Here is a 23,238-nt window from a genome sequence, read left to right on the forward strand (position 1 = left end):
TCAGCGGTCGAGCCGGTAATTCAGATTGGCGCGCACCGCCGGCCATTCCGATTGAATGATCGAAAACACGACGGTGTCCCGCAACACGCCATCCTTCCCGACCTGATGATTGCGCAGAACGCCGTCCTGCTTCGCGCCGAGCCGCGCGATCGCCGTGCGCGACGCGTGGTTCATGAAATGCGTCCGGAACTCGACCGCGATGGCGTCGAGCTTCTCGAACGCGTGCGTCAGCAGCAGCAGCTTGGCTTCGGTGTTGAGCGCGGTTTTCTGGACGCGTCGTGCGTACCACGTATGGCCGATCTCCAGCCGCCGGTTCGCTTCATCGACATTGAAATAGCGAGTGGAGCCGACGATGTCGCCGGACTTCGCATCGATCACCGCGAAGGGATGCGCGCCGAGGCGGTCGCGCATGTCGAGCGCGGTGTCGATATAGGCGCGTGTCTTGTCGGGCGAGGGCACGAAGGTGTACCAGAGCTTCCACAGTTCGCCGTCGCTCGCGGCGGCCGTGAGCGCCTGTTCGTGGTCGGCCGTGAGCGGCACGAGCCTGACGTGCTCGCCTTCCAGCGTGACGGGTTCGATCCAGCGGCTCATGGCTTAACGGTGATTGCGGTTCATGAAGAGCAGCCGCTCGAACAGCGCGACGTCCTGCTCATTCTTCAAAAGCGCGCCATGCAGCGGCGGCACGATCTGCTTCTGATCCGACGAGCGCAGCGCCTCGGGCGGAATGTCTTCCGCTAGCAGCAGCTTGAGCCAGTCGAGCAGTTCGGACGTCGACGGCTTCTTCTTCAGGCCCGACACGCCGCGCAGTTCGAAGAAGCTCTGCATCGCCGCGGCGAGCAGGTCCTGCTTGATGTTGGGGAAGTGCACTTCGACGATCGCCTTCATCGTCTCGGCGTCGGGGAACTTGATGTAGTGGAAGAAGCAGCGGCGCAGGAACGCATCGGGCAGCTCCTTCTCGTTGTTCGACGTGATGATGACGAGCGGCCGGTGCTTCGCCTTCACGAGCTCGCGCGTCTCGTAGACGTAGAACTCCATGCGGTCGAGCTCGCGCAGCAGGTCGTTCGGAAATTCGATGTCCGCCTTGTCGATCTCGTCGATCAAAAGCACGCTTTGCTGGTCCGACTCGAACGCCTGCCACAGCACGCCCTTCACGATGTAATTGCCGATGTCCTTCACGCGCTCGTCGCCGAGTTGCGAATCGCGCAGGCGCGAGACCGCATCGTATTCGTAGAGGCCTTGCTGGGCCTTGGTCGTCGACTTGATGTGCCATTGCAGAAGCGGCATGCCGAGTGCGCCCGCGACTTCCTCCGCGAGCATCGTCTTGCCCGTGCCGGGTTCGCCCTTGATGAGCAACGGCCGTTGCAGCGTCATCGCGGCGTTGACCGCGAGCTTGAGATCGTCGGTTGCGACGTATTGCGATGAGCCTTCGAAACGCATGACGAAGATCCGGTTGGCAAAAAAATCCCAGTATAAGTCAGAAGACCTTTCGGCATTGAGGGCCGCCGGGTATCGTTTGAGCCGCTTCATCGGCGGGCGGTGTCAGCGCGCCGACCGCGTGTGAAGCGAGCGCGCAGGCGGGCTCATCGCTTGTACAGGGACGAATTGTCGCATCCGAAACGGCTGCTTTTCAGCCGATTCCCCTTGCCAGCAAGGCTTCCGCGCGGTTCGCGTGTGGACGGAGGGTAGGTCGCGCGGTACAATTAGCGCGATTTTTTTGGCCTGCGTGGCGATAGACCCCTGTTGCAGCAAACAGTCCCGAGAAGCTTGTAATGCGCTCGGCGCGGGCCGCGGCCTTTGGAGCGCCGGATTTCCCCTCAAGCCAGGTTAGAAGAGCTATGAACAATTTCGTCGGCAAATGTGCCGTGATTGCAGCGCTGTCGGGTCTCGCCGGCTTCGCGACCCAGGCGTCGGCCGACGTCGTCGGCAACGCGAAGGCCGCAGAGGGCAAGGTCGCGATGTGTATCGGCTGCCACGGCATCCCCGGCTATCGCACCGCGTACCCCGAGGTGTACGAGGTGCCTATGCTGGGTGGCCAGAACGCGCATTACATCGCCAATGCGCTGCACGCCTACAAGAAAGGCGACCGTCATTTCGACACGATGCGCGCCATCGCGACGACGCTGTCGGATCAGGACATCGCCGATATCGCCGCGTACTACGCCGCGCAGACTCCCCAATCGAAGAACAATCCCGACAAGTGATCCGCGCGTGACAACGCAAAGCGACAACGGGTAGGAGAATTCATGAAGCCGTCCAAGGCACTTCACACAAGCTTCAAGGCAGCATGCGCGGCAGCGGCGCTCATCGGCATGACGGTCGGCAGCGCGCACGCGGCGGACGTGAGCAACGGCAAGGCGCTGTCCGACAGCCACAACTGCGCGGCCTGCCACGGGCCCGGCCTCAACAAGCCGGTGAGCGGCGAGTATCCGCGGCTCGCGGGTCAGCATGCGAGCTACATCTACTGGGCGCTGCGCCAGTATCAGATCGGCGGCAACAATCCGAACTTCGGCCGCAACAACGCCATCATGGCGGCGCAGGTGCAGAACCTGTCGCTGGGCGATCTGAAGGACATCGCGGCGTATATCGAATCGCTCGACGGCAGCCTCGTGCTGAAGAAGTAAGTCCGCGTCGGATTCGCTCTGAAAACGAAACACCCCGCTTCGCGCGGGGTGTTTTCGTTTGAGCGCGCGGTGCGCCGGCGTGCTCGCGGAGGCCTAGTCGCGCGACGCGCGGCGTTCGATCAGCGCGAGATAGGCGTCGGTGTCGGGCGGCGTGCCCGAGCGCTGCGCTTCCCAGATCACCTGACCGAGGCAGTCCATGATCGCGTGCTGCGCGTCGTGCGGCGAGCCGAGGCGCGCGACGAGTCTGTCGTGCGCGCGGCGGATGCCGGGCGGCTGATCGATCGAGAGTTGCTCGCTGATCGCGAGATGCATCGACAGATGCAGGAACGGGTTGGTCTGGCCGCGATCGGGCGAGTAATCGGCTTCGCGCGATTCGGGATTCGCGAGCGCGTCGTGATACTCCGGATGCTCGCCGATCCAGTCGGCGGCCATGCTTTCGAGCGGCGTCAGAATCTCGCCGGCGCGCTCCTTGCGCCACGTTTCGGTGAAGAATTGGCGAACTTCGTCGCGACTGGGGTTGAACATAAGATATTGATTCGATTGCGGGTTTCTCAGCCCGTCATTGTAAACCGCATGGCGCCGGTTCTGCCGAAACCGGCTCACTCCACCGGCGCGGGCGTCTTCGGCCGATATTCGCAAAGCGGTTCGATCGCGCAATGCCAGCACTCGGGCACGCGCGCCTTGCAGACGTAGCGGCCGTGCAGGATCAGCCAGTGATGCGCGTCGTGCAGGAACTCCTTCGGCGTGAATTTCTCGAGCGCGGTTTCGACCGCGCGCACGTCCTTGCCGGGCGCGAGCCCCGTGCGATTGGCGACGCGGAAGATGTGCGTATCGACGGCGATCGTCGGCTGCCCGAACGCCGTGTTGAGGATGACGTTCGCGGTCTTGCGGCCGACGCCCGGCAGCGCCTCCAGCGCCTCGCGCTGGTCCGGCACGTCGCCGCCGTACTGATCGATGAGAATGCGGCACGTCGCGATCACGTTCTTCGCCTTCGTGCGATACAGGCCGATCGTGCGGATGTACTCCGACACGCCTTCCTCGCCGAGCGCGAGCACCGCCGCCGGCGTGTTCGCGACGGGGAACATCTTGCGCATCGCCTTGTTGACGGAAACGTCGGTGGCCTGCGCGGAGAGCATTACGGCGATCAGCAGTTCGAACGGAGTCGTGTATTCGAGCTCGGTCGTCGGATGCGGATTCAGGCTTTGCAGCGTCTCGAAGATGGCGTGTCGTTTCCTGGCGTTCATGGTCCGATGTCCGCGCGCTACGCGGGTTTGTCGCCATCGTCGGAACGGGGCGCGTTGTCGTCGTCGTTCAGCCCGAGACGGCGGCGTCGTTCCTCGGCGGCGTCGATCTGCGCCTGCACTGCGGCGCTCACGTGCGCCGTGTTTTTCGGGCCGGCGCCGAGCTTCGCCATCTCTTCCTTTTTCTTGCGCGCACGTTCGAGCGCGGCCTGAATGATCGCGCGTTTCTTCGCTTCCGGATCGTCGGCCGCGGCCGGCGCGGCCTGCGTCGCGGGCTGCATGGCCTCCGCCGTCTGCGCTTTTTGCGCTTCCTGCGGCTCTTGCGCCTGCGCCGCGCGCGATGCCTGACGCGCGCTCGCCCGTGCCTCGGCCGCCGCGCGCTCGCGTTCGAGACGCACCGTGCGCCGGTCGTGCCGCGCGCGCGCCGCATCGGCGTCTTCCTGGCTCCATGCGTCCCAGCCGGTGCGCTCGCCGGTCGCGGGCACCATCGCGATGCAGTCGACCGGGCAGGGCGGCACGCACAGATCGCAGCCCGTGCACAGTTCGGCGATGACCGTATGCATCTGCTTCGCCGCGCCGACGATCGCATCGACCGGACACGCCTGCATGCACAGCGTGCAGCCGATGCACACGTTCTCGTCGATCACGGCGAGAGGCCGCGGCCGCTCTTCGCCATGGGTGACGTCGAGCGGGATCACCGGCTTGCCGAGCAGCGCGGCGAGGCGCGCGATGCCTTCGGCTCCGCCCGGCGGGCACTGGTTGTAGTTTGCCTCGCCCGCGGCGATGGCCTCAGCGTAGGGCCGGCAGGCGGGATAGCCGCACTTGGTGCATTGCGTCTGCGGCAGCAGATCTTCGATGCGCTCGGCGAGCGTCTTGGAAACGGTTGCGGTCACGAGGAATTGCGATGATGCCTGGGGGACTGGCGCAGCGTGCGCGAATGCTTTGCTGTGATCACGCGCAACGCGCTGCACGCGATGAAAACGCTTCGGCGTCCACGACGACGGCACGCTGCCTGTTTCGGCGCACGACCCGCATTCCGGGCGCGCGCTCCTTTTGCTCAACATTATCGCCGAAGTTGCCGGAAGCCGTGACGCATGCCTTCCAATCCTAATTGCCAATGTTCTTCGATATGCGCATAATCGAAGCGCTTTTCCGTTTGACCGCAGGACGGTGTTTCCCAATAACCCTGGGCAGCGCCCGTTCACGTCATGTACCCCAATGCGGGCCGCGTGACGCTAATTCGGCAACGCGGCTCCCGAGTCATGCCACCATGAATCAGCCGAAAATCAAAAGAGATCCTGAAGGCACCCGGCGCCGTATTTTGCTTGCCGCCGCAGAAGAGTTTGCTGCCGGCGGGCTATTCGGTGCCCGCGTCGATCAGATCGCCCGCAGGGCGGAGACCAATGAACGCATGCTCTATTACTACTTCGGTAGCAAGGAGCAGCTATTCACGGCCGTGCTCGAACATGCACTTTCCGCGCTCGTCGATGCCGAGCGTTCGCTCGAGCTCGATGGCATCGCACCTATCGAGGCGATGACACGTCTCGCGCATTTCGTCTGGGATTACTATCGCGATCACCCGGAACTGCTGCGTCTCATCAATAACGAAAATTTGCATGAGGCGAGATATATCAAAGGATCGAATCGGATACGCGAACTCATATCGCCCATCGTGGCGACGCTCACGGCCATTCTGGATCGTGGCCAAAAAGCCGGACTGTTTCGCACCGATGTCGATCCGCTCAAGTTCTATATCACGCTGTCCGGGCTCGGCTATTACATCGTCTCGAACCGCTTCACGCTGGAAGCGACCATGGGGCTCGATTTCGGCGAGCAGGGACAGCGCGACCAGATCGTGCGGATGAATACCGAGCTGCTGCTGGCCTATTTGACGCGCCGCTGATTCAGCGCTTTCGCGCAACGCGCCGCCGAAAAGAAAAACGTCGCGCCTCTTGCAAGGCGCGACGTTTTCGTCGATCCGATGGAATCGGTCCCGACGCGGTCGTGCTTACGCGGGCACGGCTTCGGTCTTCGGCGTTTTATCGTGCTCGAGGATGAACTCGCGCAATTGCGGGTACACCATCGTGCGCCAGCGGCGTCCTGAGAAGATGCCGTAGTGGCCGGCCTTTTCCGCCGTGAAGTGCCGCTTGTGCTTCGCAGGAATGCCCGTGCACAGGTCGTGCGCGGCGCGCGTCTGGCCGCTGCCGGAGATGTCGTCGAGCTCGCCTTCGATCGTGAAGAGGGCGGTGTGCTTGATGTCCTGCGGACGCACGAGCTCGTCGTTGACTTCCCACGTGCCTTCGGCGAGGCGGAACTCCTGGAACACGATGCGGATCGTCTCGAGGTAATACTCGGCGGCCATGTCGAGCACGGCGTTGTATTCGTCGTAGAAACGGCGGTGTTGCTCGGCGTCGTCATCGTCGCCGCGCAGCAGATTTTGATAGAAGTCCCAATGGGCCGTGAGATGGCGCTCCGGATTCATCGCGACGAAGCCCGCATGCTGCAGGAAGCCCGGATACACCTTGCGCCCGACGCCGGGATAGTTGGCCGGTACCGTGTAAATGACGTTGTTCTCGAACCACTCGTAGGAGTGCTCGTTCGCGAGCGAGTTGACCGACGTGGGGCTGCGGCGCGCGTCGATCGGGCCGCCCATCATCGTCATGGTGCGCGGCGTGTCTTCGCCGCGGCTCGCCATCAGCGAAATCGCGGCGAGCACCGGCACGGTGGGCTGACACACCGAAATGACGTGCAGATCCTTCGCGCCGATATGGCGGATGAACTCCTGGATGTACTCGACGTAATCGTCCAGATGGAACGGACCGTTCTCGGTCGGCACCATGCGCGCGTCGATCCAGTCGGTGATGTACACCTTGTGGTCCTGCAGGAGCGTGCGCACGGTGTCGCGCAGCAGCGTGGAGTGATGCCCGGAGAGCGGCGCGCACACGAGCACGATCGGCTCGTTCTTCAGCTTGGTGACGGTGGCGCTGTCGTCCGCGAAGCGCTTGAAGCGCAACAGGCGGCAGAACGGCTTCTCGACCACCGTCTGCTCGACGATCGGAATGTTGTGGCCGTCCTTGACGATCTGATGGAGTTCGAACTCCGGCTTCTCGTAATCCTTGCCGAGCCGGTAGAGCAGTTCGTAACCGGCGGCGAAACGGCTCGAGCCGGGAATGTAGGCGAGGGGACTGGCCGGGTTGACGAACGACTTCGATGCGGCCTCGGCCCATGCTGTCAGGGGAGACAGCATGGCTCGCTGAAATTCGTGAATTTGATAGAGCATGGTTGCCCCAGTAACTCCGGTGGAAACCGGTACGCCCGTTGATGCCGGCACAACCGGCGACGAGCTTCAACGGCATTCGATGATCCCCGGCGGCGCGGCGGGCTGTCGCCACGCCGTCGGGGCACTGTCTTTCCTGCGATGCTTCAATGCCTTTCCGTGTTGCCACCTGCGCGTTATCGACTTTAGGCAAACGAAGCTTGAGTCGAGGCAAGATTTTCCGCGCATTAAACGTTCAATTCAACCGATCGGTTGAAATTGCCGGCCTGAAAACAACAGACTCCGACATGTTACGTATTGTGCATTGCAGCAATATTACCGGTAAAGGACTCATTTCGCCAAGTAAAACAAACATTTAAGACTTTCCCGTCGCAGCATCGACTTCGGCTTGCGCTTCCGCCTCTTCGTGATTTTCAGAGCCGGTCGGCTGGCCAGTCGCCTTTGCCATTTCCTCTTCGTGACGCATCAGGTTCATCCCGGTGTGCACGAGCGCCACGTGGGTGAATGCCTGCGGAAAATTCCCGACCATGCGCTTCGCCACCGTGTCGTACTCCTCGGCCAGCAACCCGACATCGTTCGCCAGACCGACGAGGCGCTCGAACATCTGATGCGCTTCGTCGATCCGGCCCTGCAAAGCCAGGTTGTCGACCAGCCAGAAGCTACAAGCCAGAAACGTGCCTTCCCCAGGCGGAAGTCCGTCCGCGACTTCGGTGGTGTGATAGCGCTTCACCAGACCATCGTGCGTTAGTTTGGTCTCGATCGCATGTACGGTTCCGGTCACTCGCGGATCTTTTGGCGGCAAAAATCCGAGCAACGGGATCAGCAGCAGGCTTGCATCGAGCGCGTCGCTGCCGTATGCCTGCGTGAAGGAGTTCAGTTCCGGGTTCCAGCTTTTCTTCAGCACCTCGGCGCGGATGCGCGCGCGCATTTCGCGCCAATGGTCGATCGGACCGGGGAGATCGAACTTCTCCGACGATTTGATCGCGCGGTCATAGGCGACCCACGCCATGACCTTCGAAAACGTAAAGTGTTGGCGTCCGCCACGCACTTCCCAGATGCCTTCGTCGGGTTGTTCCCAGATGGTGTCGAGATGCTGGAGCATCGCGCACTGGATCGACCAGGCGGTTTCGTCGCTCTGCAGGCCGCCGACGCGCGCGAGGTGCAGCGCGTTCATCACTTCGCCGTAGACGTCGAGCTGCAACTGATCGACCGCCCCGTTGCCGATGCGCACCGGCGACGCGCCCTCGTAGCCCGGCAGCCAGGGAATCTCCCATTCGGGCAGGCGGCGCTCGCCGGCGATGCCGTACATGATCTGAATCTGCGACGGCGAGCCCGCCATCACGCGCCCCAGCCACGCCCGCCACGCGCGGGCTTCGTCGTAGTAGCCGCCGCGCATCATCGCGAGCAGGGTGATGGTCGCGTCGCGCAGCCAGCAGTAGCGATAGTCCCAGTTGCGCGTGCCGCCCAGCTGCTCGGGCAGCGAAGTCGTCGGCGCCGCGACGATGCCGCCCGTCGGTTCGTACGCGAGCGCCTTGAGCGTGATGAGCGAACGGCGGATCGCGCTCGCCCATCGGCCATTGAGTTCGCTTTGGCCCGACCATTCGCGCCAGTGATTCTCGGTGCGCGCGAGCTGCGTATGCGGATCGGAGGCGTGCGGCAGGCGCAGATGCGACTGCGAATAACACAGCGAGAAGGGCACGCGCTCGCCCGCCTTGATATCGAAGCAGGCGGTCGTATGCATGTTCTCGCCGACGAGATCGACCGGCGTGCGCAGTACCGCGAGATCCGGTCCGGCGATCGCGCGGATGCCGCTGTCGTCGGGCAGACGGCTGACCCACGGTACGGCCGAGCCGTAATCGAAGCGCAGCACGAGCTCCATCTTCATGCGCACGGTGCCGCGCCGTCCAATCACGATGCGCACGAGCTCCGAATGGCCGTTGCGCAGCGGCATGAAGTCGACGAGGGTCACCGCGCCTTCCGGCGTTTCGAAATCCGTTTCGAGGACGAGCGTGTCCTCGCGATAGCGGCGCCTGATGACGGGCGATTCGCCGTCCGGCATGTCGGGTGCGATGAGCCATCGGCCGTGCTCGGGCGTGCCGAGCAAGGCGGCAAAGCACGCGCCGGAGTCGAAGCGCGGCCAACAGAGCCAGTCGACGGAACCGTTGCGGGAGATGAGGGCGGCGGTGTGGCCGTCGCCGACCATCGCGTAGTCTTCGATCAGTGCTGGCATAAGCGAACATCTTCCTGCTGGCGGCGCGGGACGAAACGAAACGCGCCGCGGGTTGAGCGAAGGATTCGGGGCGCAGGTGCGTCGGGCCCCGGGCGAAACGCGGCGGCGTCGATGAGCGACAAGCACGCCATGCATGCCTTCTGGCCGCATTCTGCCGCAATCGTTCGCAGCAAGCAGAAAACCGGGCCGCGCGCGATTTCGGCGCGTAACACTCGATGCGGCGCCATGCCACCCCCGCTTGGCGGAAAAAGGCGAACGAAGCGCCGATTACGCCGTTGATCAAACATTCGACTGATGTTTAGAATGAAGTTTCGCGAAAGATGCAGGCGCCGCTTCCCGTTCATTGCATTCGGCCCTGAAACTCTCCCGCCTTTCGCGCGTCTTTCAAACATGGCCCTCACCGATCCCATCCATACGGGCCGTGCTGCTGATCCGCAAATCGTCGTGCGCCAAACCGGTCTCGCCGGCTCCATCGACCGGTCCCTAACGTAGCGTTTTCGAGGAACGGAATCCCATGCTCTATCCGTCGAAAGCCGATTGCATCGCCATTCTTTCCGCCGCGAGCCGCGTCTCCGACGCCGAAGCACTGCTCGCGCTCGATCACAAGCACCTCGGCCTGTCGCGCAACGCGATGGAAACGGCCGCGGCCTTTCTCACCGAACGCGGCTGCTTCAGCCGCTATAGCTTCGGCACCGCCGGCGTTTCGGTCGGTGCGCTGTCGTTGCAGGGACGCCTGCGTCTCGATCAGCTCGCAAACGGCTGACAGCGCGCGCAATCCCGACGCGGCCGGTCCGCGTGTTCGTCTTTCGTGACACTTTGCGCACGCGCGCGGGTCAACCCGCGCGCGTGCGTTCGCTCGTGCGCGCGCGGCCGCGGAACCGCCGGCGCGAATCGGCGTCACACGGTCAGCCGCAGGCACGCTAGAAATGTGTCGATCCCATGCCGAACAGGCCGATCAGCCCGATCACGATCAGATAGATCGCGACGATGTAATTCAGAAGCCGCGGCATGACGAGAATGAGGACTCCGGCGATCAGGGAGACCAGCGGCCCGAGAGCGAGGTGGATAGTCATCGCGGCAACTCCTGTTGTTGGTTCGAAGCGTGTCGGCCGGCCTGGCGTGCGTGGTGTATCTTGACTGCGAACCGCCATCGGTTGCGAGGGCGCCCACGTCTTTGGAGCGGAATTTGCTCCCGCACGTCACGGGCCTTGCGATGCCGGCGCACGCGCGCGTCGCCCCATAACAAGCAGCAAAGAGACGATGAGGAGGTTTCATGCACCCGAGCCATCCCCGCGGCGCGAATACGCTCATACCCGCCTTGCAAGACGCGCGCCCGCTGCATGCGCGACCGATGTCGTGGGCCAGGGGCGTCACGCTGATGCTCTCGCTGGCGGCGGCGCAGGCGTTCGCTCAGACGGCTGCCGCGCCCGCCACGCCCGGCGCTGCGAGCGGCGCGGCGACGCTGAATGCGTCGGGTGGCGAGGTCTACGATCTGCTCATCGGCACCTACACGGGCGGCGGCAAGAGCGAAGGCATCTATGTGTATCGGTTCGATACGGGCAGCGGCGAGCTGTCGCGCATCGCGTCGGCGCAGACGGTAAATCCTTCATATCTGGTCGTGAGCCGCGACCGGAATTACGTGTACGCCGTGAACGAACTGCCCGGCGACAATGGTCCGGCGACGCAGCGCGGCGGCGTGAGCGCCTTTCGCTTCGATCGCGCGAGCGGCCAGTTGAGCTTCCTCAATCGCGTTTCATCGGACGGCAACGATCCGTGCTATCTCGCGATCTCACCGGACGGCAAATATCTGCTCACCGCCAATTACTCGGTGGCCTCCAATCCCGGCGGCAGCTTCGCGGTCTTTCCGCTCACCGCCGACGGCCACGTCGGCACGTCGGTGCTGACCGTGCATCACGAGGGCGGCGGCCCGGTGAAGGGGCGGCAGGACAATGCTCATGTCCACTCGACCGTGTTCTCGCCCGACGGCAAGTACCTTTTCGCGCAGGACCTCGGCGTCGACAAGGTGTACGGGTACCGCTACACGCCCGATCCGTCGGCATCGAGCCGCGGCCTGTTCGGTCCGACCGAAGCGCGCTATACGCCGATCAAGCCCGGCTCCGGGCCGCGTCATCTGATCTTCGATGAAAGCGGCCGGCACGCCTATCTGACGACCGAGCTGAACGCATCGGTGCTCGTGTTCGACTACCGCGACGGCAACCTCACGCAGGTGCAGGCCGTATCGATGATCGCGCCGGGCTTCAGAGGCAAGATCGGCGGCGGGGCGATCCATCTGTCGCCGGACGGGCGCTTCCTCTACGCCACCAATCGCGGCGACGCGAACGAGCTGGTCGCATTCTCGGTCGATCCGCAGAACGGCCATCTGAAGCTCATCAAACGCTATCCGACACTCGGCAAGACGCCGCGCGAATTCGCGATTGATCCGACCGGGCGCTGGCTCATCGTCGGGAATCAGGAGAGCGACAGCGCGTACTTCTTCCGGCGCGATCCGCAGACGGGCGAGCTCGCGTCCGATCCGAAGCGGCTGTCGATCGGCTCGCCGGTCGATTTCAAGTTCGTGTCGCCTTCGTGACAGACTAGCGAGGTTCCGAGGCGGCCGAGCCGCCGCGATTTACCCAGCGACACGCGGTCCGACGAAGATGAAAAAAATCCTGGTCAAGGCGGTCACGGTCTCGATGTTGTGCGCGCCGCTCGCGGCCCATGCGAGCGACAAGGAATGCGACTACAAGCGCGACTGGATGTCGTCGGCGTGCGAGCGCGTGATGCGCGTCTGGCACGAAGGCACCTGGGATCTGTATCTGACGGGCTACGGCTGGCATATCAATGGCTACGAGGACCCGAGTCACCTCAACGCCAATTCGTGGGGCGGCGGCGCGGGCAAGCACTGGACCGACGCGAACGGCAATCAGGACATCCTCTTCGCGTTCGCCTTTCTCGATTCCCACAAGAACGTCCAGCCGATCGCGGGCTACGCGCGGCAGTGGTACACGACGCCGGTGCTGGGCGGACTGTCGCTCGGCGGCGGCTACTTCGCGGGCTTCACCGCACGCAGCGACATCGCGCACTATCTGCCGCTGCCGATCGCGCTGCCGATCGGCTCGGTACGATATCGGCGCGTATCGGCCATGGCGACGTTCATCCCGCGCATACCGGGCATCAACAAGGGCGATGTCGCGTTTTTCTGGGGCCGCTATGAATTCTAGTAGGATGCCTCCGGCGTCCACCCTCTCGCGCGTGCGCGACTGAAAGGTGTACTGAGAAAACTGTAAGGCAATGGCAGGGAACGCAAGTTGAACACCACTCACACATTCGACGCGAGGGAGCGCTCGGCGAGGCGCAGTGAACCCGCGCCGCCGGGATTCATCAGCGCTTTCAGCTTCAAGGGCGGCGAGGCGTTGCGGCTGTCGTGGGACGAAGCGCGCGAATCCATTACGGGCGATGGGCCGACGTGGCTGCATCTGTCCGCGAACGACGACACCGTCGAAGGCTGGCTCGAAGGCGTCACGTCGATGCCGGATGTCGCGCGCGAGTTCCTGAACGGCGAGGACAAGCGTCCGCGCGTACATATCGGCTCGAACTTCATGTATGGCGTCGTCGCGGATCTGGAGCTCGTCGCGAAGACGCCGGATGCCGCCGCGCCCGGCGCGCGCGAGGCGAACCGCGCGACCGGCGCGCTGCGCTTCTACGTCGACCGGCATCGCATGGTCACGGTGCGCGCGCGGCCGCTCGAATCGACCGACCGGCTGCGTCACGCGGTGCTGGAGGGCGCGACCTTTCGCGATACGGTCGATCTCTTCGCGGGCCTCATCCGCGCGCTGAACGATACCTTCGCGGACCGCATCGACGAAATCGGCGACTGTCTCGACGATGTCGAGGAGAACGTGCTCGAAGGCAGCCATTCCAAATGCCGCGCGGTGCTGGGCGACGTGCGGCGGCGCATCGTCGAAGTGAGGCGTTTCATCGATCCTGAGCGCAACGCGCTGACGCAACTCGTGCTGCGCAAGCTGGAATGGGCCGAGCCGCGCTCGATGGAAGCGCTCACGCAGGCCATACAGGTGTTGAACGGCCTGGGCGGCGGCCTGGAAGGGCTCTACGAGCGCGCGAAACTTTTGCAGGATGAAATCGCGGCGGCGCTTTCGGAGGACATCAACCGCAAGCTGCTGTGGCTCGCGATCATGTCCGCATTGCTGTTGCCCGCCACGCTCGTGACGGGCATCTTCGGCATGAATGTGGCGGGGCTGCCGGGCACGAAGGATCCGGAATCGTTCTGGATCGTGGTCGGCGTGATGGCGTGCGGCGCCGCCATCACGATCTTTCTACTGCGCCGGTTGCGGCTCTGGTAAGGGTCAGTCGGCCGGTCCGGGCGGCGCGAGCACTTCGCGGTTGCCGTTGGTGCCCATCGGCGAGACGAGGCCGGCCGTTTCCATCTGCTCGACGAGACGCGCCGCGCGGTTATAGCCGATGCGCAACTGCCGCTGCACCGACGATATCGACGCGCGCCGCGTGCGCACGACGAAGGCCACGGCTTCGTCGTAGAGCGGATCGGCTTCGGTGTCCGGAGAGTCGCCGAAGAGATCTTGCGTGCCGCCGCCTTCGCCCGTCGGTCCCGAGAGAATGCCTTCCTCGTACTCCGGCTCGCCGAACTGCTTCAGATGCTCGACCACGCGATGCACTTCGTCGTCCGCGACGAACGCGCCGTGCACGCGCTGCGGATACCCCGTGCCGGGCGGCAGGAACAGCATGTCGCCCGCGCCGAGCAGCGATTCCGCGCCCATCTGGTCGAGAATCGTGCGCGAATCGATCTTCGACGACACCTGGAACGCCACCCGCGTCGGAATGTTCGCCTTGATGAGGCCGGTGATCACGTCCACCGACGGCCGCTGCGTCGCGAGGATCAGGTGGATGCCCGCCGCGCGCGCCTTCTGCGCGAGACGCGCGATCAGCTGCTCGATCTGCTTGCCGGCGACCATCATCAGGTCCGCGAGCTCGTCGATGACGACGACGATCAACGGCAAGGTGGACAGCGGCTCGGGCGCATCGGGCGTGAGCGAGAACGGGTTCGTGAGCTTCTTGCCCGCAGCCTCGGTGTTGCGGATCTTCTGGTTGAAGCCCTGCAGGTTGCGCACCCCGACCGCCGACATCAGCCGGTAGCGCTTCTCCATCTCGCCGACGCACCAGTTCAGCGCGTTCGACGCGAGCTTCATGTCGGTGACGACCGGCGCGAGCAGATGCGGAATGCCTTCGTAGACGGAAAGCTCCAGCATCTTCGGATCGATCATGATGAGGCGGACGTCCTCGGGCTTCGCCTTGTAGAGCAGCGAGAGGATCATCGCGTTGATCGCGACCGACTTGCCCGAGCCCGTCGTGCCCGCGACCAGCATATGCGGCGCCTTCGCGAGATCCGTGACGACCGGATTGCCGATGATGTCCTTGCCCATCGCGATCGTCAGATTCGACTTCGAGTTGCAATAGACGTCCTGCTCGAGAATCTCCGACAGGCGGATCATCTGGCGCTTCTGATTCGGCAGTTCGAGACCCATGCAGGTCTTGCCGGGAATCGTTTCGACGACGCGGATCGACGTGAGGCCGAGGCCGCGCGAGAGATCCTTCATCAGCCCGACGATCTGACTGCCGCGCACGCCGAGCGCCGGCTCGACCTCGAAGCGCGTGATCACCGGACCCGCGGACGCGCCGACGACCGTCACCGGCACCTTGAATTCCTGAAGACGCTGCTCGATCAGCTGTCCCGTTTCGTTCAGACGCTCTTCGGAGACCGGTTCGATTTCGCCGGAAGCCGGCTCGAGCAGGTCGAGCGTCGGCAGTTCCACCGACGATGCGTGCGGCGCGTGGAACTCGAATCCGTTCGGCGCAGAGTTGCGCACGGGTGCGCGCGGCTCGGACGGGGCGGGCGGTGCGCTGGGCGCGACCGGTGCGGCGTGCGCGGATGTCGTGATGGCCGTGTTCCCGTTGCCCGGGAAGCGCACGATGTTCGACGGCGACGCGAATTCGTCGCCCGCTGCCTGACGCTCGGCGATGGGCTGTTCCTCTTCCTGCTCGGCTGGCGCTTCGAAGCCGGCCTCCGGCTCGTCGACGATGCGCAGGAGCGGCGGGGCAGGGGGCTCGTCGTCGTCTTCGTGGGACTCGGAAGCGTCCAGCCACGGGGGCGTCGGCGTGATGTCGCGGAAGTGCGGCTCTTTCGGCGGTTCTTCGGCGAGCGGCGCGGGTTTCGCCTCATTCCACTCGGGCAACGGCGGCGCGGACGGCATTGCCTCACGCGCCGGTTGCACGGCGACGGGTTCCTCGGGCTGCGGCGCGTGCATCGGCTCCTCGTCGCTTGCAGGCGGCGCGACCGGTTCGATGGACGCAGGTGTATCGATCGCCGCGGGCGCGACGTCGGGAATGGTCGGCTCCAGAAGGCGGAAGTCGAACAGTGGCGGCGGCTCGACGAGCGCGGGCGCGATCGCGTGGGCATCGATCAGCTGCGATTCGATGCGTTCTTCGATGTCCGGCACTTTGGGCGCTTCGGGTGTTTGGGGCGCTGCCGGTGCTTCCGGTGCCTCGCTGGGCTTCGTCGTCACGGTTTCCGGTTCGACGCGCGTCTCATGTTTCGCCTCGACGATGCCCGGCATCGCTGCATCGACAGTCGACGGCGCGACAGTCAGCGGCGCCGATGCCCCGGCGCTCGGCTCGATGGCGGACTGTCCGGCGCGTGTCATCGCCACATGGCCGCGAGCGAGACTCGCGCCGGCCAGCGATGTCCACAACGCAGCCTTCTCCTCGATCGAACGCAGCGTGGCCTGAATCGCATCGGGCGCAGGCGGCGGCGTGGGCGGTCCGAGCGATGTGGCCGGGCGCGAGAAGGCGGGCGCGGCGAGCGGCGCGGGCGCGAACTCGCGTGTGGCGGCGACCGCGGTGGGGCGCACGGCAGGGCGCCTGAAACCCTGCGGCGATTGCGGTGATTGCGGCAAGGGCGGTTTGCGCGCCGGGTTCACGCCCGTCACAACTGAAGTGGACGTGCTCGCCATGCCCGAGGTGCGCTGCGCGGGCATCGAAGTCACCGGGCCGCGCACGGGCGCGGGCGCGGTTCGCGGCGCGGCCATCGACGGCGTCTGCACGCGCGGCTTCTCAGTGGCGACGGATGCGCGCAAGCCCGAGCCCGAAGGCTCGAACGCGGACGCCCGGCGCGGCGGAAATTGCGTGCGTCCGTCGCCATTCGCCGGCGACCCGGACTGATCCAGCCAGCCCAGGGGCGCGACCGGCTCCATCTGCGGCAACGGAGGCGAGACGCCGGCCGCTTCGAACGCCGGGCGTTTGGCATAAGCCTCGGCGGTGGCAATGGCGCTCGTACCGGCGCCCGCCGCACGATTCGCGGCGCCCTTGCCCACGGCAGGCGGACGCCACACGGTCGGCCGCTGATAACGGCTGCCACGGCCACCGGTCGGAAGGCCGAGCGTCGGCTCGTCGGGTGAAATGCGCGACGGCGGCGCATCGGAACGTTCGGCGCGATGACTGCGTTCCTGGGTATCGCGCGAGGCTTTCACGCGGGAACGGCGCTCGAACCAGCCGCGCGCCTTATCGCGCTTCGGCGAGGCCTGCCGGGACTCGGCATCGCGCTCGCGAGGCGTGAGCCAGCTTTGCGGCAGGCCGAAGCCGAATGCCTCGTCGGCCCAGGCGAGCACCGAGCGCCAGCTGAACTCGATGAGCCACGGCAGGAAAATCGCGAGCACGATCGCTGCGATCGCGGTTGCGCCGCCCGGATGCGCGAGCGCGCTCAGCGCCGAGGCGAGCGCGCGTCCGAGGCGATTGATATCCGTTTGCGTTTCGAGCGCGTTCACGAGCGCGCCTTCGAGCGTGCTGCTCGAGAGCAGCACGGCGACGAAGCTGAGCCATAGGCGGATCGTGCCGGGACCGCGCCCGCCGCCACCGCCCGGCAGCACTAGTTTGACGAGGCGCCAGAAGAGCGCGAGGAACCAGATGACCGATGCACCGAACCAGCCGAGAACTACCATGTGCATGCTTGAGAATGAATCAATGTTGGGTGAAACGAATGTGACTGCAATCCGAACGATCGCGGCCCGATCGCAGCTTTCGCGCGTGTCGGCCGGGCCGGTCGATCGAGCAGTTTAACGGCTGCGGCACGCACACGAAGCACGTTCCGCAAGTACGCAACACCTGCGTTCGATAAAAGTGTGTGGCGTACTCGCGCACGCGGCTTTTACTTCGCGCGTGGCGTGAAGGTGAGCACCTGACCGTCGTCGAGCGTCAGTCGCAACGCTTGCGGCGGGTTCATCTGCACGCCGCTCTTCGCGACATGCGTGAGCGCGTCGAGATAGGGCCGCTCCAGCGCGGCGCCCGCGCCGGATACACACGCCATGCGCGTGCCGGCGAGCGGGCCGAAGCTGAGCTTGCCGTCCTTCAGCGCGTACGTGCCGCTGAAGCGGTTGCAGCCCGAGAAGCCGCTTGCCCGGCGATGGCCGCTCGCGGTCGACAGATCGAGCGTGATCGGCTGCGCGTTGTCCGGACCGGCGTGCGGCACCGCGCGCGGCTGGCCGGTCGCGTCGGTCCAGCTCGCGAGCTCCCACTGCGTGTCGTCGAGCAATTGCGTGGCGGCGGGATTGTAGGGATCGGTGGGCGGCGCGCCCGCATCGGGATGCTTCGGCATCGCGCAGCCCGCGACGACGCCCGCCGCGACGAGCACCGCGCAGGCGCGGGAAACCAGCGAAAGCGCTTCTTTGCGGCGCGACAGGAAACCTGACGATGAGCGCCGCGACCGGGAGACCGGCGAGGAAGCTGGCGCGCGAAGGAAGTGCGTGGGCATCGATGATCCTGAAGCTGGCTAAACCGTAAGCGTATCGCACTCGTCCTACGATTTGTCCAGCTTTCGCTTGCAACAAAATGAACGGCCCGACTGTTCACGCGCGTTCACCGATCGCGCCCGCGCGGGGAATTCCGACGCGCATTCGTGTGTCAATACCGCTTGTGACGACGCTGTCAATAGACCGGACGGCAAAGTGTCGCTGTGGACGCTGCGTGTTAACATCGCGCCCAATTCGGCCACCTTGCGTTTCATTGGCCTCATCACCCGATTCATTCCGGAGCACTCATGCAGACCGATCCACTCCGCGCGGACGCCATGCGCATCGGCACGCCGCTTTCCCCCAACGCCACGCGCGTGATGCTGCTCGGCGCGGGCGAGCTCGGCAAGGAAGTGATCATCGCGCTGCAGCGCCTCGGCGTCGAAGTCATCGCCGTCGATCGCTATGCGAACGCGCCGGGGCATCAGGTCGCGCATCGCGCGCACGTAATCGACATGACCGACGCCGCCGCGCTGCGCGCAATCGTCGAAAAGGAACAGCCGCATCTGATCGTGCCGGAGATCGAGGCGATCGCCACCGACGCGCTCGCGGACATCGAAGCGGCCGGCCTCGCGACCGTCATTCCGACGGCCCGCGCCACGCAGCTCACGATGAACCGCGAGGGCATTCGCCGTCTCGCGGCCGAGGAGCTCGGCTTGCCGACATCGCCTTATGCGTTCGCGCAATCGCTCGACGAGATGAAGGCGGCGATCGCGAAGATCGGCTTTCCGTGCGTGGTGAAGCCGGTGATGTCGTCGTCGGGCAAGGGGCAATCGGTGCTGAGAAGCGATGCCGACGTCGAACCCGCGTGGAACTATGCGATGGCGGGCGGCCGCGTGAATTTCGGGCGCGTGATCGTCGAGGGGTTCATCGACTTCGAATACGAGATCACGCAGCTCACCGTGCGCGCGGCGGACCCCGAAAGCGGCGCGACGCAGACGTATTTCTGCGAGCCGATCGGTCACGTGCAGGTGGCGGGCGATTACGTCGAATCGTGGCAGCCGCAGGCGATGAGCCCGGCCGCGCTCGACAAGGCGCGCGATGTCGCCGCCAAGGTGACGACCGCGCTCGGCGGGCGCGGGCTCTTCGGCGTCGAACTCTTCGTGCGCGGCGACGACGTCTGGTTCTCGGAAGTCAGCCCGCGTCCGCACGACACCGGCCTCGTCACGCTCGCGACGCAGCGCTTCTCCGAGTTCGAACTGCATGCGCGCGCGATCCTCGGCTTGCCCGTCGATACCGCCTTGCGCACGCCGGGCGCGTCCGCCGTGATCTACGGCGAGCTGGAGGAGAAGGGCATCGCGTTCGAAGGCGTCGCGCAGGCGCTCGCCGTGCCCGGTGCCGATTTGCGGCTCTTCGGCAAGCCGGAGAGCTTCGCGAAGCGCCGCATGGGCGTCGCGCTCGCGACGGGCGTCGACACGGACGAAGCGCGCGAGCGCGCGAAGCGGGCGGCGTCGAAGGTCAGGCCGGTGTCGGCCGTATGACGGGCGCCCGGGCGGGAGCGATGAGTTGAACACGAAGTGGAAAGTGCTGGCCGCGCTCGTCGCGACATCTCTCGGTGTCTCGGGCTGCGGGCTCGCGGCGGCGCCGTGCCGGATCGTGTCGGCGGGCCTCAAGATCGTGCCGGTCGTCGGTCACGTTGCGGCCGCGCCAACCGATGCGTGCGCGGACGTGATCGATCCGTGAACGGCAATGCCCGCATCGACCTCCAACGAATCGCGGATCGAATGATGAAGACACTTCTCGCGCTCACTATCGCGTCGCTCGTCGCCGAGGCGGCATTCGCGATGCCGCTCACCGTGCCGCAAATCCAGACCGCGTCGACGCAAACCACGCGCTACGACTGCAAGGACGGCAAGAGCGTATCGGTGCAGTACACCAGTACGCGCAACCATCAGAGCTTCGCGGCGCTGACCGTCGACGGGCGCAAGCTGCTGTTCGTGAACGTGATCGCGGGATCGGGCGCGAAATACGTCGCCGATCAATACACGTGGTGGACCAAGGGTCCGCAGGCCAATCTCTACGACGAGATGGCCGCGAAGGATGCGCTGCCGCTGCTCGCCGATTGCGAGGCGCGCAAGAAGTAGGCGCGGCGCGTGCCCGGATGCCGCCGGCCGTGCGCTGCGCGCCGCCGGAGCGCTTTGCCGGGCGGTGCTACAATGTGCGGCCTTCCGGTAGTGAAACTCGCAGCCGGACCGCATTTACGGATTTTCCGGCATCGCCGTCGATGCCGGCTCGAGCGGTGCACGGGCTTCGAACGAGCCGCCGCTTGACGAGAACGAGCGATGCCGCGTGCCTTGAAGGCGTCATCGAAGCCGTGTTCCATCTGGGAGCGCGGGCTCGCGAACTGAAACGGACGGCGCTCGAAACGGGCGAGCCAGGCTCGATGAACCGGCCGCCTCATCCAGCGCCGCGCACATTGCGCACGACTGACGCGCCGCGTGCGCCAACGAAATCCATCCGCGTGAGCAACCGATCGCGACGATCGACCGAACCATCCGACCGCCGACCGATTTATCACGCGCGCCGCATCGCGCGGCACTTTAGCGAAAGCCAATATAGTCACCATGTCCGATCCCGTCGCCACGAGCACGTCCACCGCACAGGCCGCCGCGCCTACGTTCGACCAGTTCGGCTTGTCCGCCGACATCCTGAAAGCGGTGCGCGAGTCCGGCTACACCACGCCCACGCCCATTCAGGCGCAGGCGATTCCGGTCGTCCTCGCGGGCCGCGACGTCATGGGCGCCGCGCAGACCGGCACCGGCAAGACCGCGAGCTTCTCGCTGCCGATCATCCAGCGCCTGCTGCCCTCGGCAAATACGAGCGCCTCGCCCGCGCGCCATCCGGTGCGCGCGCTGATGCTCACGCCGACGCGCGAGCTCGCCGACCAGGTCGCCGCCAACGTGCAGACCTACTCGAAGCACACGCCGCTGCGCAGCACGGTCGTGTTCGGCGGCGTCGACATGAATCCGCAGTCCGACGCGCTGCGCCGCGGCGTCGAGATCCTGATCGCGACGCCGGGCCGCCTGCTCGATCACGTGCAGCAAAAGACCGTGAATCTCGGCCAGGTGCAAATGCTCGTGCTCGATGAAGCCGACCGCATGCTCGACATGGGCTTCCTGCCCGACCTGCAACGCATCCTGAATCTGTTGCCGAAGGAGCGTCAGACGCTGCTTTTCTCGGCAACGTTCTCGGCTGAAATCAAGAAGCTCGCGTCCACTTATCTGCGCAATCCGCAGACGATCGAAGTCGCGCGCAGCAATTCGACCAACGCGAACGTGCGCCAGATCGTCTACGAGGTTCACGAGAGCGACAAATCCGGCGCGGTGGCGCAACTCATCCGCGAGCGCGAACTGAAGCAGGTGATCGTGTTCTGCAACAGCAAGATCGGCGCGAGCCGGCTCGCGCGCGTGCTGGAACGTGAGGGCATCGTCGCGACGGCGATTCACGGCGACCGCACGCAGAGCGAGCGCATGCAGGCGCTCGACGCGTTCAAGCGCGGCGAGATCGAAGCGCTCGTCGCCACCGACGTCGCCGCGCGCGGTCTCGATATCGCCGAGTTGCCCGCTGTCATCAACTTCGATCTGCCGTTCAACGCGGAAGATTACGTGCACCGCATCGGCCGCACGGGGCGCGCGGGCGCATCCGGCGATGCACTGTCGCTGTGCAGCGCGAACGAGCGCAAGCAGCTTGCCGATATCGAGAAGCTGATCAAGCGTCCGCTCGACGTCGAGCCGCTCGAAGTGACGACGCGTGCGCGCCGTGACGGCCCGGGCTCGTCACCGCGCCGCGAGGAGCGCTTCGGGCGTCCGGAGCGCGGCGAGCATCGGCATGCATCGCGCGATGAAGCCGGTTCGCGCCGCCGCACGACGGGCACGCATGATCGTCCGCGCGGCCGTCAGCAGCCCATCGACGAGTTCTTCCTGAAGCCGTATGAGCCGTCGCCCTCGGCGATGAAGCGTCAGGAGGAAACGGTCGAGCCCGAGCGCAAGACCGCGCCGAAGCAGCCGCTCGCGGCGTTGCTGGGCGGTTTGGGGATGCCGCGCAAGTCGTCGTGATCTCCATGTTTCGAATGAAAAAGGCAGCCCGCGCGGCTGCCTTTTTTGCATTCGAACGAATCTAGCGCCCGAAGCGCTTCGCCCATTCGGCTGTCGCTGCGCGGTAGAACGCGTCGAGCGTATCGGCCGATGCCTCGATGCCGAGATGCCGCGCCGCCTCGACGAGCGCATCGAGCGGGGCGTGCCGGTCGAGCGGCGCGGCGCCCGTCTGCTTGCTCAGCTTTTCGCCGATGCCGTTGTTGACGACGGGCACGTGCAGATAAAGCGGCGTCGGCACCCCGAGACACTGTTGCAGATAGACCTGCCGCGCGGTCGAATCGAGGAGATCGGCGCCGCGCACGACGTGGGTGATGTCCGCGTCGGCATCGTCGACGACCACGGCGAGCTGATACGCCCACAGACCGTCCGCGCGCTTCAGTGCGAAATCGCCGACGTCGGTGGCGAGATCCTGCGTCTGCGGTCCCTGCCAGCGATCCACAAAGCTGATACGCGCCGCGTCGCCGTCCGGCACGCGCAGCCGCCATGCGCGCGCAGGCTTTCCGTGCAGGCCGTTGCGGCACGTGCCGGGATAGGCGAGCGTGGCATGACGCGCATGCGCGTGCACGAGCGAATCGGCGATTTCGCGCCGCGTGCAGCCGCACGGATAGATGAAGCCCGCCGCCTGCAATCGCTCGAACGCGGCCTGATACGCCGCGCCGCGCTCGCTTTGCCAGACCGGCGTCTCGTCCGAATGCATGCCGAAGTGCGCGAGCGTCGCGAGGATGTCATCGGCGGCGCCGGGCACGGTGCGCGGGGCATCGACGTCTTCGATGCGCACGATCCAGCTTCCGCCGCGCGCGCGCGCATCGAGAAAACTCGCGAGCGCGCTGACGAGCGATCCCGCGTGCAACGGGCCGGTAGGCGAGGGCGCGAAGCGGCCGCGATAGGTCATGGGGCGTTCA

General features: G+C 65.4%; 22 protein-coding genes. 11 read left to right on the top strand and 11 right to left on the bottom strand.

The genetic code is table 11. The annotated features are described in order from the left end of the window. Both AWB78_RS04830 and AWB78_RS04835 read right to left on the bottom strand, forming a co-directional pair. Window positions 1–591: a GNAT family N-acetyltransferase gene (locus AWB78_RS04830; protein ID WP_062602772.1), complete on the bottom strand. Its 591-nt coding sequence runs from the start codon at window positions 589–591 to the stop codon at window positions 1–3. Between the two features lie 3 nt (window positions 592–594). Continuing rightward, a complete protein-coding gene (locus AWB78_RS04835; RefSeq protein ID WP_062602774.1) occupies window positions 595–1,437 on the bottom strand; it encodes an AAA family ATPase in 843 nt (280 codons plus the stop codon). 398 nt (window positions 1,438–1,835) lie between these two features. Here AWB78_RS04835 and AWB78_RS04840 point away from each other — a divergent pair, with 398 nt between their 5' ends. Both AWB78_RS04840 and AWB78_RS04845 read left to right on the top strand, forming a co-directional pair. Next, window positions 1,836–2,201, top strand: coding sequence for a c-type cytochrome (locus AWB78_RS04840; RefSeq protein ID WP_062602775.1), 366 nt, complete (start codon window positions 1,836–1,838; stop codon window positions 2,199–2,201). 42 nt (window positions 2,202–2,243) lie between these two features. Then, the gene (locus tag AWB78_RS04845; RefSeq protein ID WP_062602777.1) at window positions 2,244–2,621 is read left to right on the top strand and encodes a c-type cytochrome; all 378 of its coding nucleotides are present in this window, start codon (window positions 2,244–2,246) and stop codon (window positions 2,619–2,621) included. A gap of 93 nt (window positions 2,622–2,714) precedes the next feature. Here the strand turns inward: AWB78_RS04845 and AWB78_RS04850 are convergent, their stop codons facing one another. The 3 genes from AWB78_RS04850 to rsxB form a co-directional block, all read right to left on the bottom strand. Beyond that, the gene (locus AWB78_RS04850; RefSeq protein ID WP_062602779.1) at window positions 2,715–3,146 is read right to left on the bottom strand and encodes a DUF1841 family protein; all 432 of its coding nucleotides are present in this window, start codon (window positions 3,144–3,146) and stop codon (window positions 2,715–2,717) included. Window positions 3,147–3,220: 74 nt separating this feature from the next. Beyond that, window positions 3,221–3,865: an endonuclease III gene (gene nth / locus AWB78_RS04855; protein WP_062602780.1), complete on the bottom strand. Its 645-nt coding sequence runs from the start codon at window positions 3,863–3,865 to the stop codon at window positions 3,221–3,223. Between the two features lie 17 nt (window positions 3,866–3,882). Beyond that, window positions 3,883–4,755: an electron transport complex subunit RsxB gene (rsxB, locus tag AWB78_RS04860; RefSeq protein ID WP_062602974.1), complete on the bottom strand. Its 873-nt coding sequence runs from the start codon at window positions 4,753–4,755 to the stop codon at window positions 3,883–3,885. Between the two features lie 377 nt (window positions 4,756–5,132). Between rsxB and AWB78_RS04865 the strand changes: the two genes are divergently transcribed. Continuing rightward, window positions 5,133–5,765, top strand: a complete 633-nt coding sequence (locus AWB78_RS04865) for a TetR/AcrR family transcriptional regulator (RefSeq protein ID WP_062602782.1) — start codon at window positions 5,133–5,135, stop codon at window positions 5,763–5,765. Between the two features lie 105 nt (window positions 5,766–5,870). Here the strand turns inward: AWB78_RS04865 and AWB78_RS04870 are convergent, their stop codons facing one another. Both AWB78_RS04870 and AWB78_RS04875 read right to left on the bottom strand, forming a co-directional pair. Next, entirely contained in the window at window positions 5,871–7,142 is a 1,272-nt protein-coding gene (locus tag AWB78_RS04870) for a polyhydroxyalkanoate depolymerase (RefSeq protein ID WP_062602784.1), read from the bottom strand. Window positions 7,143–7,494: 352 nt separating this feature from the next. Then, entirely contained in the window at window positions 7,495–9,369 is a 1,875-nt protein-coding gene (locus AWB78_RS04875) for a glycoside hydrolase family 15 protein (RefSeq protein WP_062602785.1), read from the bottom strand. Window positions 9,370–9,883: 514 nt separating this feature from the next. Between AWB78_RS04875 and AWB78_RS04880 the strand changes: the two genes are divergently transcribed. Further along, window positions 9,884–10,132: a hypothetical protein gene (locus AWB78_RS04880; protein ID WP_062602787.1), complete on the top strand. Its 249-nt coding sequence runs from the start codon at window positions 9,884–9,886 to the stop codon at window positions 10,130–10,132. A gap of 157 nt (window positions 10,133–10,289) precedes the next feature. Here AWB78_RS04880 and AWB78_RS43220 read toward each other — a convergent pair whose 3' ends face one another. Then, on the bottom strand, window positions 10,290–10,442 hold the full coding sequence (locus AWB78_RS43220) for a DUF3096 domain-containing protein (protein ID WP_074173379.1): 153 nt from the start codon (window positions 10,440–10,442) through the stop codon (window positions 10,290–10,292). Window positions 10,443–10,642: 200 nt separating this feature from the next. On the opposite strand from AWB78_RS43220, the gene AWB78_RS04885 reads away from it, so the two are divergent. From AWB78_RS04885 to AWB78_RS04895, 3 genes are all read left to right on the top strand, one after another. Further along, window positions 10,643–11,959, top strand: a complete 1,317-nt coding sequence (locus AWB78_RS04885) for a lactonase family protein (protein WP_062602789.1) — start codon at window positions 10,643–10,645, stop codon at window positions 11,957–11,959. A 67-nt stretch (window positions 11,960–12,026) separates the two neighbouring features. Continuing rightward, a complete protein-coding gene (locus AWB78_RS04890) occupies window positions 12,027–12,590 on the top strand; it encodes an antimicrobial peptide resistance and lipid A acylation PagP (protein ID WP_062602791.1) in 564 nt (187 codons plus the stop codon). Between the two features lie 87 nt (window positions 12,591–12,677). Next, window positions 12,678–13,730, top strand: a complete 1,053-nt coding sequence (locus AWB78_RS04895) for a CorA family divalent cation transporter (protein WP_062602793.1) — start codon at window positions 12,678–12,680, stop codon at window positions 13,728–13,730. 3 nt (window positions 13,731–13,733) lie between these two features. Here AWB78_RS04895 and AWB78_RS04900 read toward each other — a convergent pair whose 3' ends face one another. Both AWB78_RS04900 and AWB78_RS04905 read right to left on the bottom strand, forming a co-directional pair. Then, on the bottom strand, window positions 13,734–17,402 hold the full coding sequence (locus AWB78_RS04900; protein ID WP_062602795.1) for a DNA translocase FtsK: 3,669 nt from the start codon (window positions 17,400–17,402) through the stop codon (window positions 13,734–13,736). A 200-nt stretch (window positions 17,403–17,602) separates the two neighbouring features. Then, window positions 17,603–18,205: an META domain-containing protein gene (locus AWB78_RS04905; RefSeq protein ID WP_062602797.1), complete on the bottom strand. Its 603-nt coding sequence runs from the start codon at window positions 18,203–18,205 to the stop codon at window positions 17,603–17,605. Between the two features lie 285 nt (window positions 18,206–18,490). Between AWB78_RS04905 and purT the strand changes: the two genes are divergently transcribed. From purT to AWB78_RS04920, 4 genes are all read left to right on the top strand, one after another. Continuing rightward, window positions 18,491–19,723 carry a formate-dependent phosphoribosylglycinamide formyltransferase gene (gene purT / locus AWB78_RS04910; protein ID WP_198399207.1) on the top strand — a complete coding sequence of 411 codons (1,233 nt, stop codon included), beginning with the start codon at window positions 18,491–18,493 and terminating at the stop codon, window positions 19,721–19,723. A gap of 25 nt (window positions 19,724–19,748) precedes the next feature. Further along, complete coding sequence (locus AWB78_RS47535; protein WP_198399208.1) at window positions 19,749–19,925, top strand: DUF6726 family protein; 177 nt, start codon at window positions 19,749–19,751, stop codon at window positions 19,923–19,925. A 44-nt stretch (window positions 19,926–19,969) separates the two neighbouring features. Next, window positions 19,970–20,326: an MliC family protein gene (locus AWB78_RS04915; RefSeq protein WP_062602977.1), complete on the top strand. Its 357-nt coding sequence runs from the start codon at window positions 19,970–19,972 to the stop codon at window positions 20,324–20,326. Window positions 20,327–20,806: 480 nt separating this feature from the next. Next, the gene (locus AWB78_RS04920; protein ID WP_062602800.1) at window positions 20,807–22,297 is read left to right on the top strand and encodes a DEAD/DEAH box helicase; all 1,491 of its coding nucleotides are present in this window, start codon (window positions 20,807–20,809) and stop codon (window positions 22,295–22,297) included. A 61-nt stretch (window positions 22,298–22,358) separates the two neighbouring features. Here the strand turns inward: AWB78_RS04920 and gluQRS are convergent, their stop codons facing one another. Next, a complete protein-coding gene (gene gluQRS, locus AWB78_RS04925; RefSeq protein ID WP_062602802.1) occupies window positions 22,359–23,228 on the bottom strand; it encodes a tRNA glutamyl-Q(34) synthetase GluQRS in 870 nt (289 codons plus the stop codon). Window positions 23,229–23,238 lie beyond the last annotated feature (10 nt).

This window comes from Caballeronia calidae (assembly GCF_900044055.2).
GTDB lineage: Bacteria > Pseudomonadota > Gammaproteobacteria > Burkholderiales > Burkholderiaceae > Caballeronia > Caballeronia calidae.

Bases quoted from the DNA above. Each gene is read 5' to 3' on its own strand.
- AWB78_RS04830 (WP_062602772.1), bottom strand. From the start codon at position 591: ATGAGCCGCTGGATCGAACCCGTCACGCTGGAAGGCGAGCACGTCAGG.
- AWB78_RS04835 (WP_062602774.1), bottom strand. From the start codon at position 1,437: ATGCGTTTCGAAGGCTCATCGCAATACGTCGCAACCGACGATCTCAAG.
- AWB78_RS04840 (WP_062602775.1), top strand. From the start codon at position 1,836: ATGAACAATTTCGTCGGCAAATGTGCCGTGATTGCAGCGCTGTCGGGT.
- AWB78_RS04845 (WP_062602777.1), top strand. From the start codon at position 2,244: ATGAAGCCGTCCAAGGCACTTCACACAAGCTTCAAGGCAGCATGCGCG.
- AWB78_RS04850 (WP_062602779.1), bottom strand. From the start codon at position 3,146: ATGTTCAACCCCAGTCGCGACGAAGTTCGCCAATTCTTCACCGAAACG.
- nth (WP_062602780.1), bottom strand. From the start codon at position 3,865: ATGAACGCCAGGAAACGACACGCCATCTTCGAGACGCTGCAAAGCCTG.
- AWB78_RS04865 (WP_062602782.1), top strand. From the start codon at position 5,133: ATGAATCAGCCGAAAATCAAAAGAGATCCTGAAGGCACCCGGCGCCGT.
- AWB78_RS04870 (WP_062602784.1), bottom strand. From the start codon at position 7,142: ATGCTCTATCAAATTCACGAATTTCAGCGAGCCATGCTGTCTCCCCTG.
- AWB78_RS04875 (WP_062602785.1), bottom strand. From the start codon at position 9,369: ATGCCAGCACTGATCGAAGACTACGCGATGGTCGGCGACGGCCACACC.
- AWB78_RS04880 (WP_062602787.1), top strand. From the start codon at position 9,884: ATGCTCTATCCGTCGAAAGCCGATTGCATCGCCATTCTTTCCGCCGCG.
- AWB78_RS43220 (WP_074173379.1), bottom strand. From the start codon at position 10,442: ATGACTATCCACCTCGCTCTCGGGCCGCTGGTCTCCCTGATCGCCGGA.
- AWB78_RS04885 (WP_062602789.1), top strand. From the start codon at position 10,643: ATGCACCCGAGCCATCCCCGCGGCGCGAATACGCTCATACCCGCCTTG.
- AWB78_RS04890 (WP_062602791.1), top strand. From the start codon at position 12,027: ATGAAAAAAATCCTGGTCAAGGCGGTCACGGTCTCGATGTTGTGCGCG.
- AWB78_RS04900 (WP_062602795.1), bottom strand. From the start codon at position 17,402: ATGCACATGGTAGTTCTCGGCTGGTTCGGTGCATCGGTCATCTGGTTC.
- AWB78_RS04905 (WP_062602797.1), bottom strand. From the start codon at position 18,205: ATGCCCACGCACTTCCTTCGCGCGCCAGCTTCCTCGCCGGTCTCCCGG.
- purT (WP_198399207.1), top strand. From the start codon at position 18,491: ATGCAGACCGATCCACTCCGCGCGGACGCCATGCGCATCGGCACGCCG.
- AWB78_RS04915 (WP_062602977.1), top strand. From the start codon at position 19,970: ATGAAGACACTTCTCGCGCTCACTATCGCGTCGCTCGTCGCCGAGGCG.
- AWB78_RS04920 (WP_062602800.1), top strand. From the start codon at position 20,807: ATGTCCGATCCCGTCGCCACGAGCACGTCCACCGCACAGGCCGCCGCG.
- gluQRS (WP_062602802.1), bottom strand. From the start codon at position 23,228: ATGACCTATCGCGGCCGCTTCGCGCCCTCGCCTACCGGCCCGTTGCAC.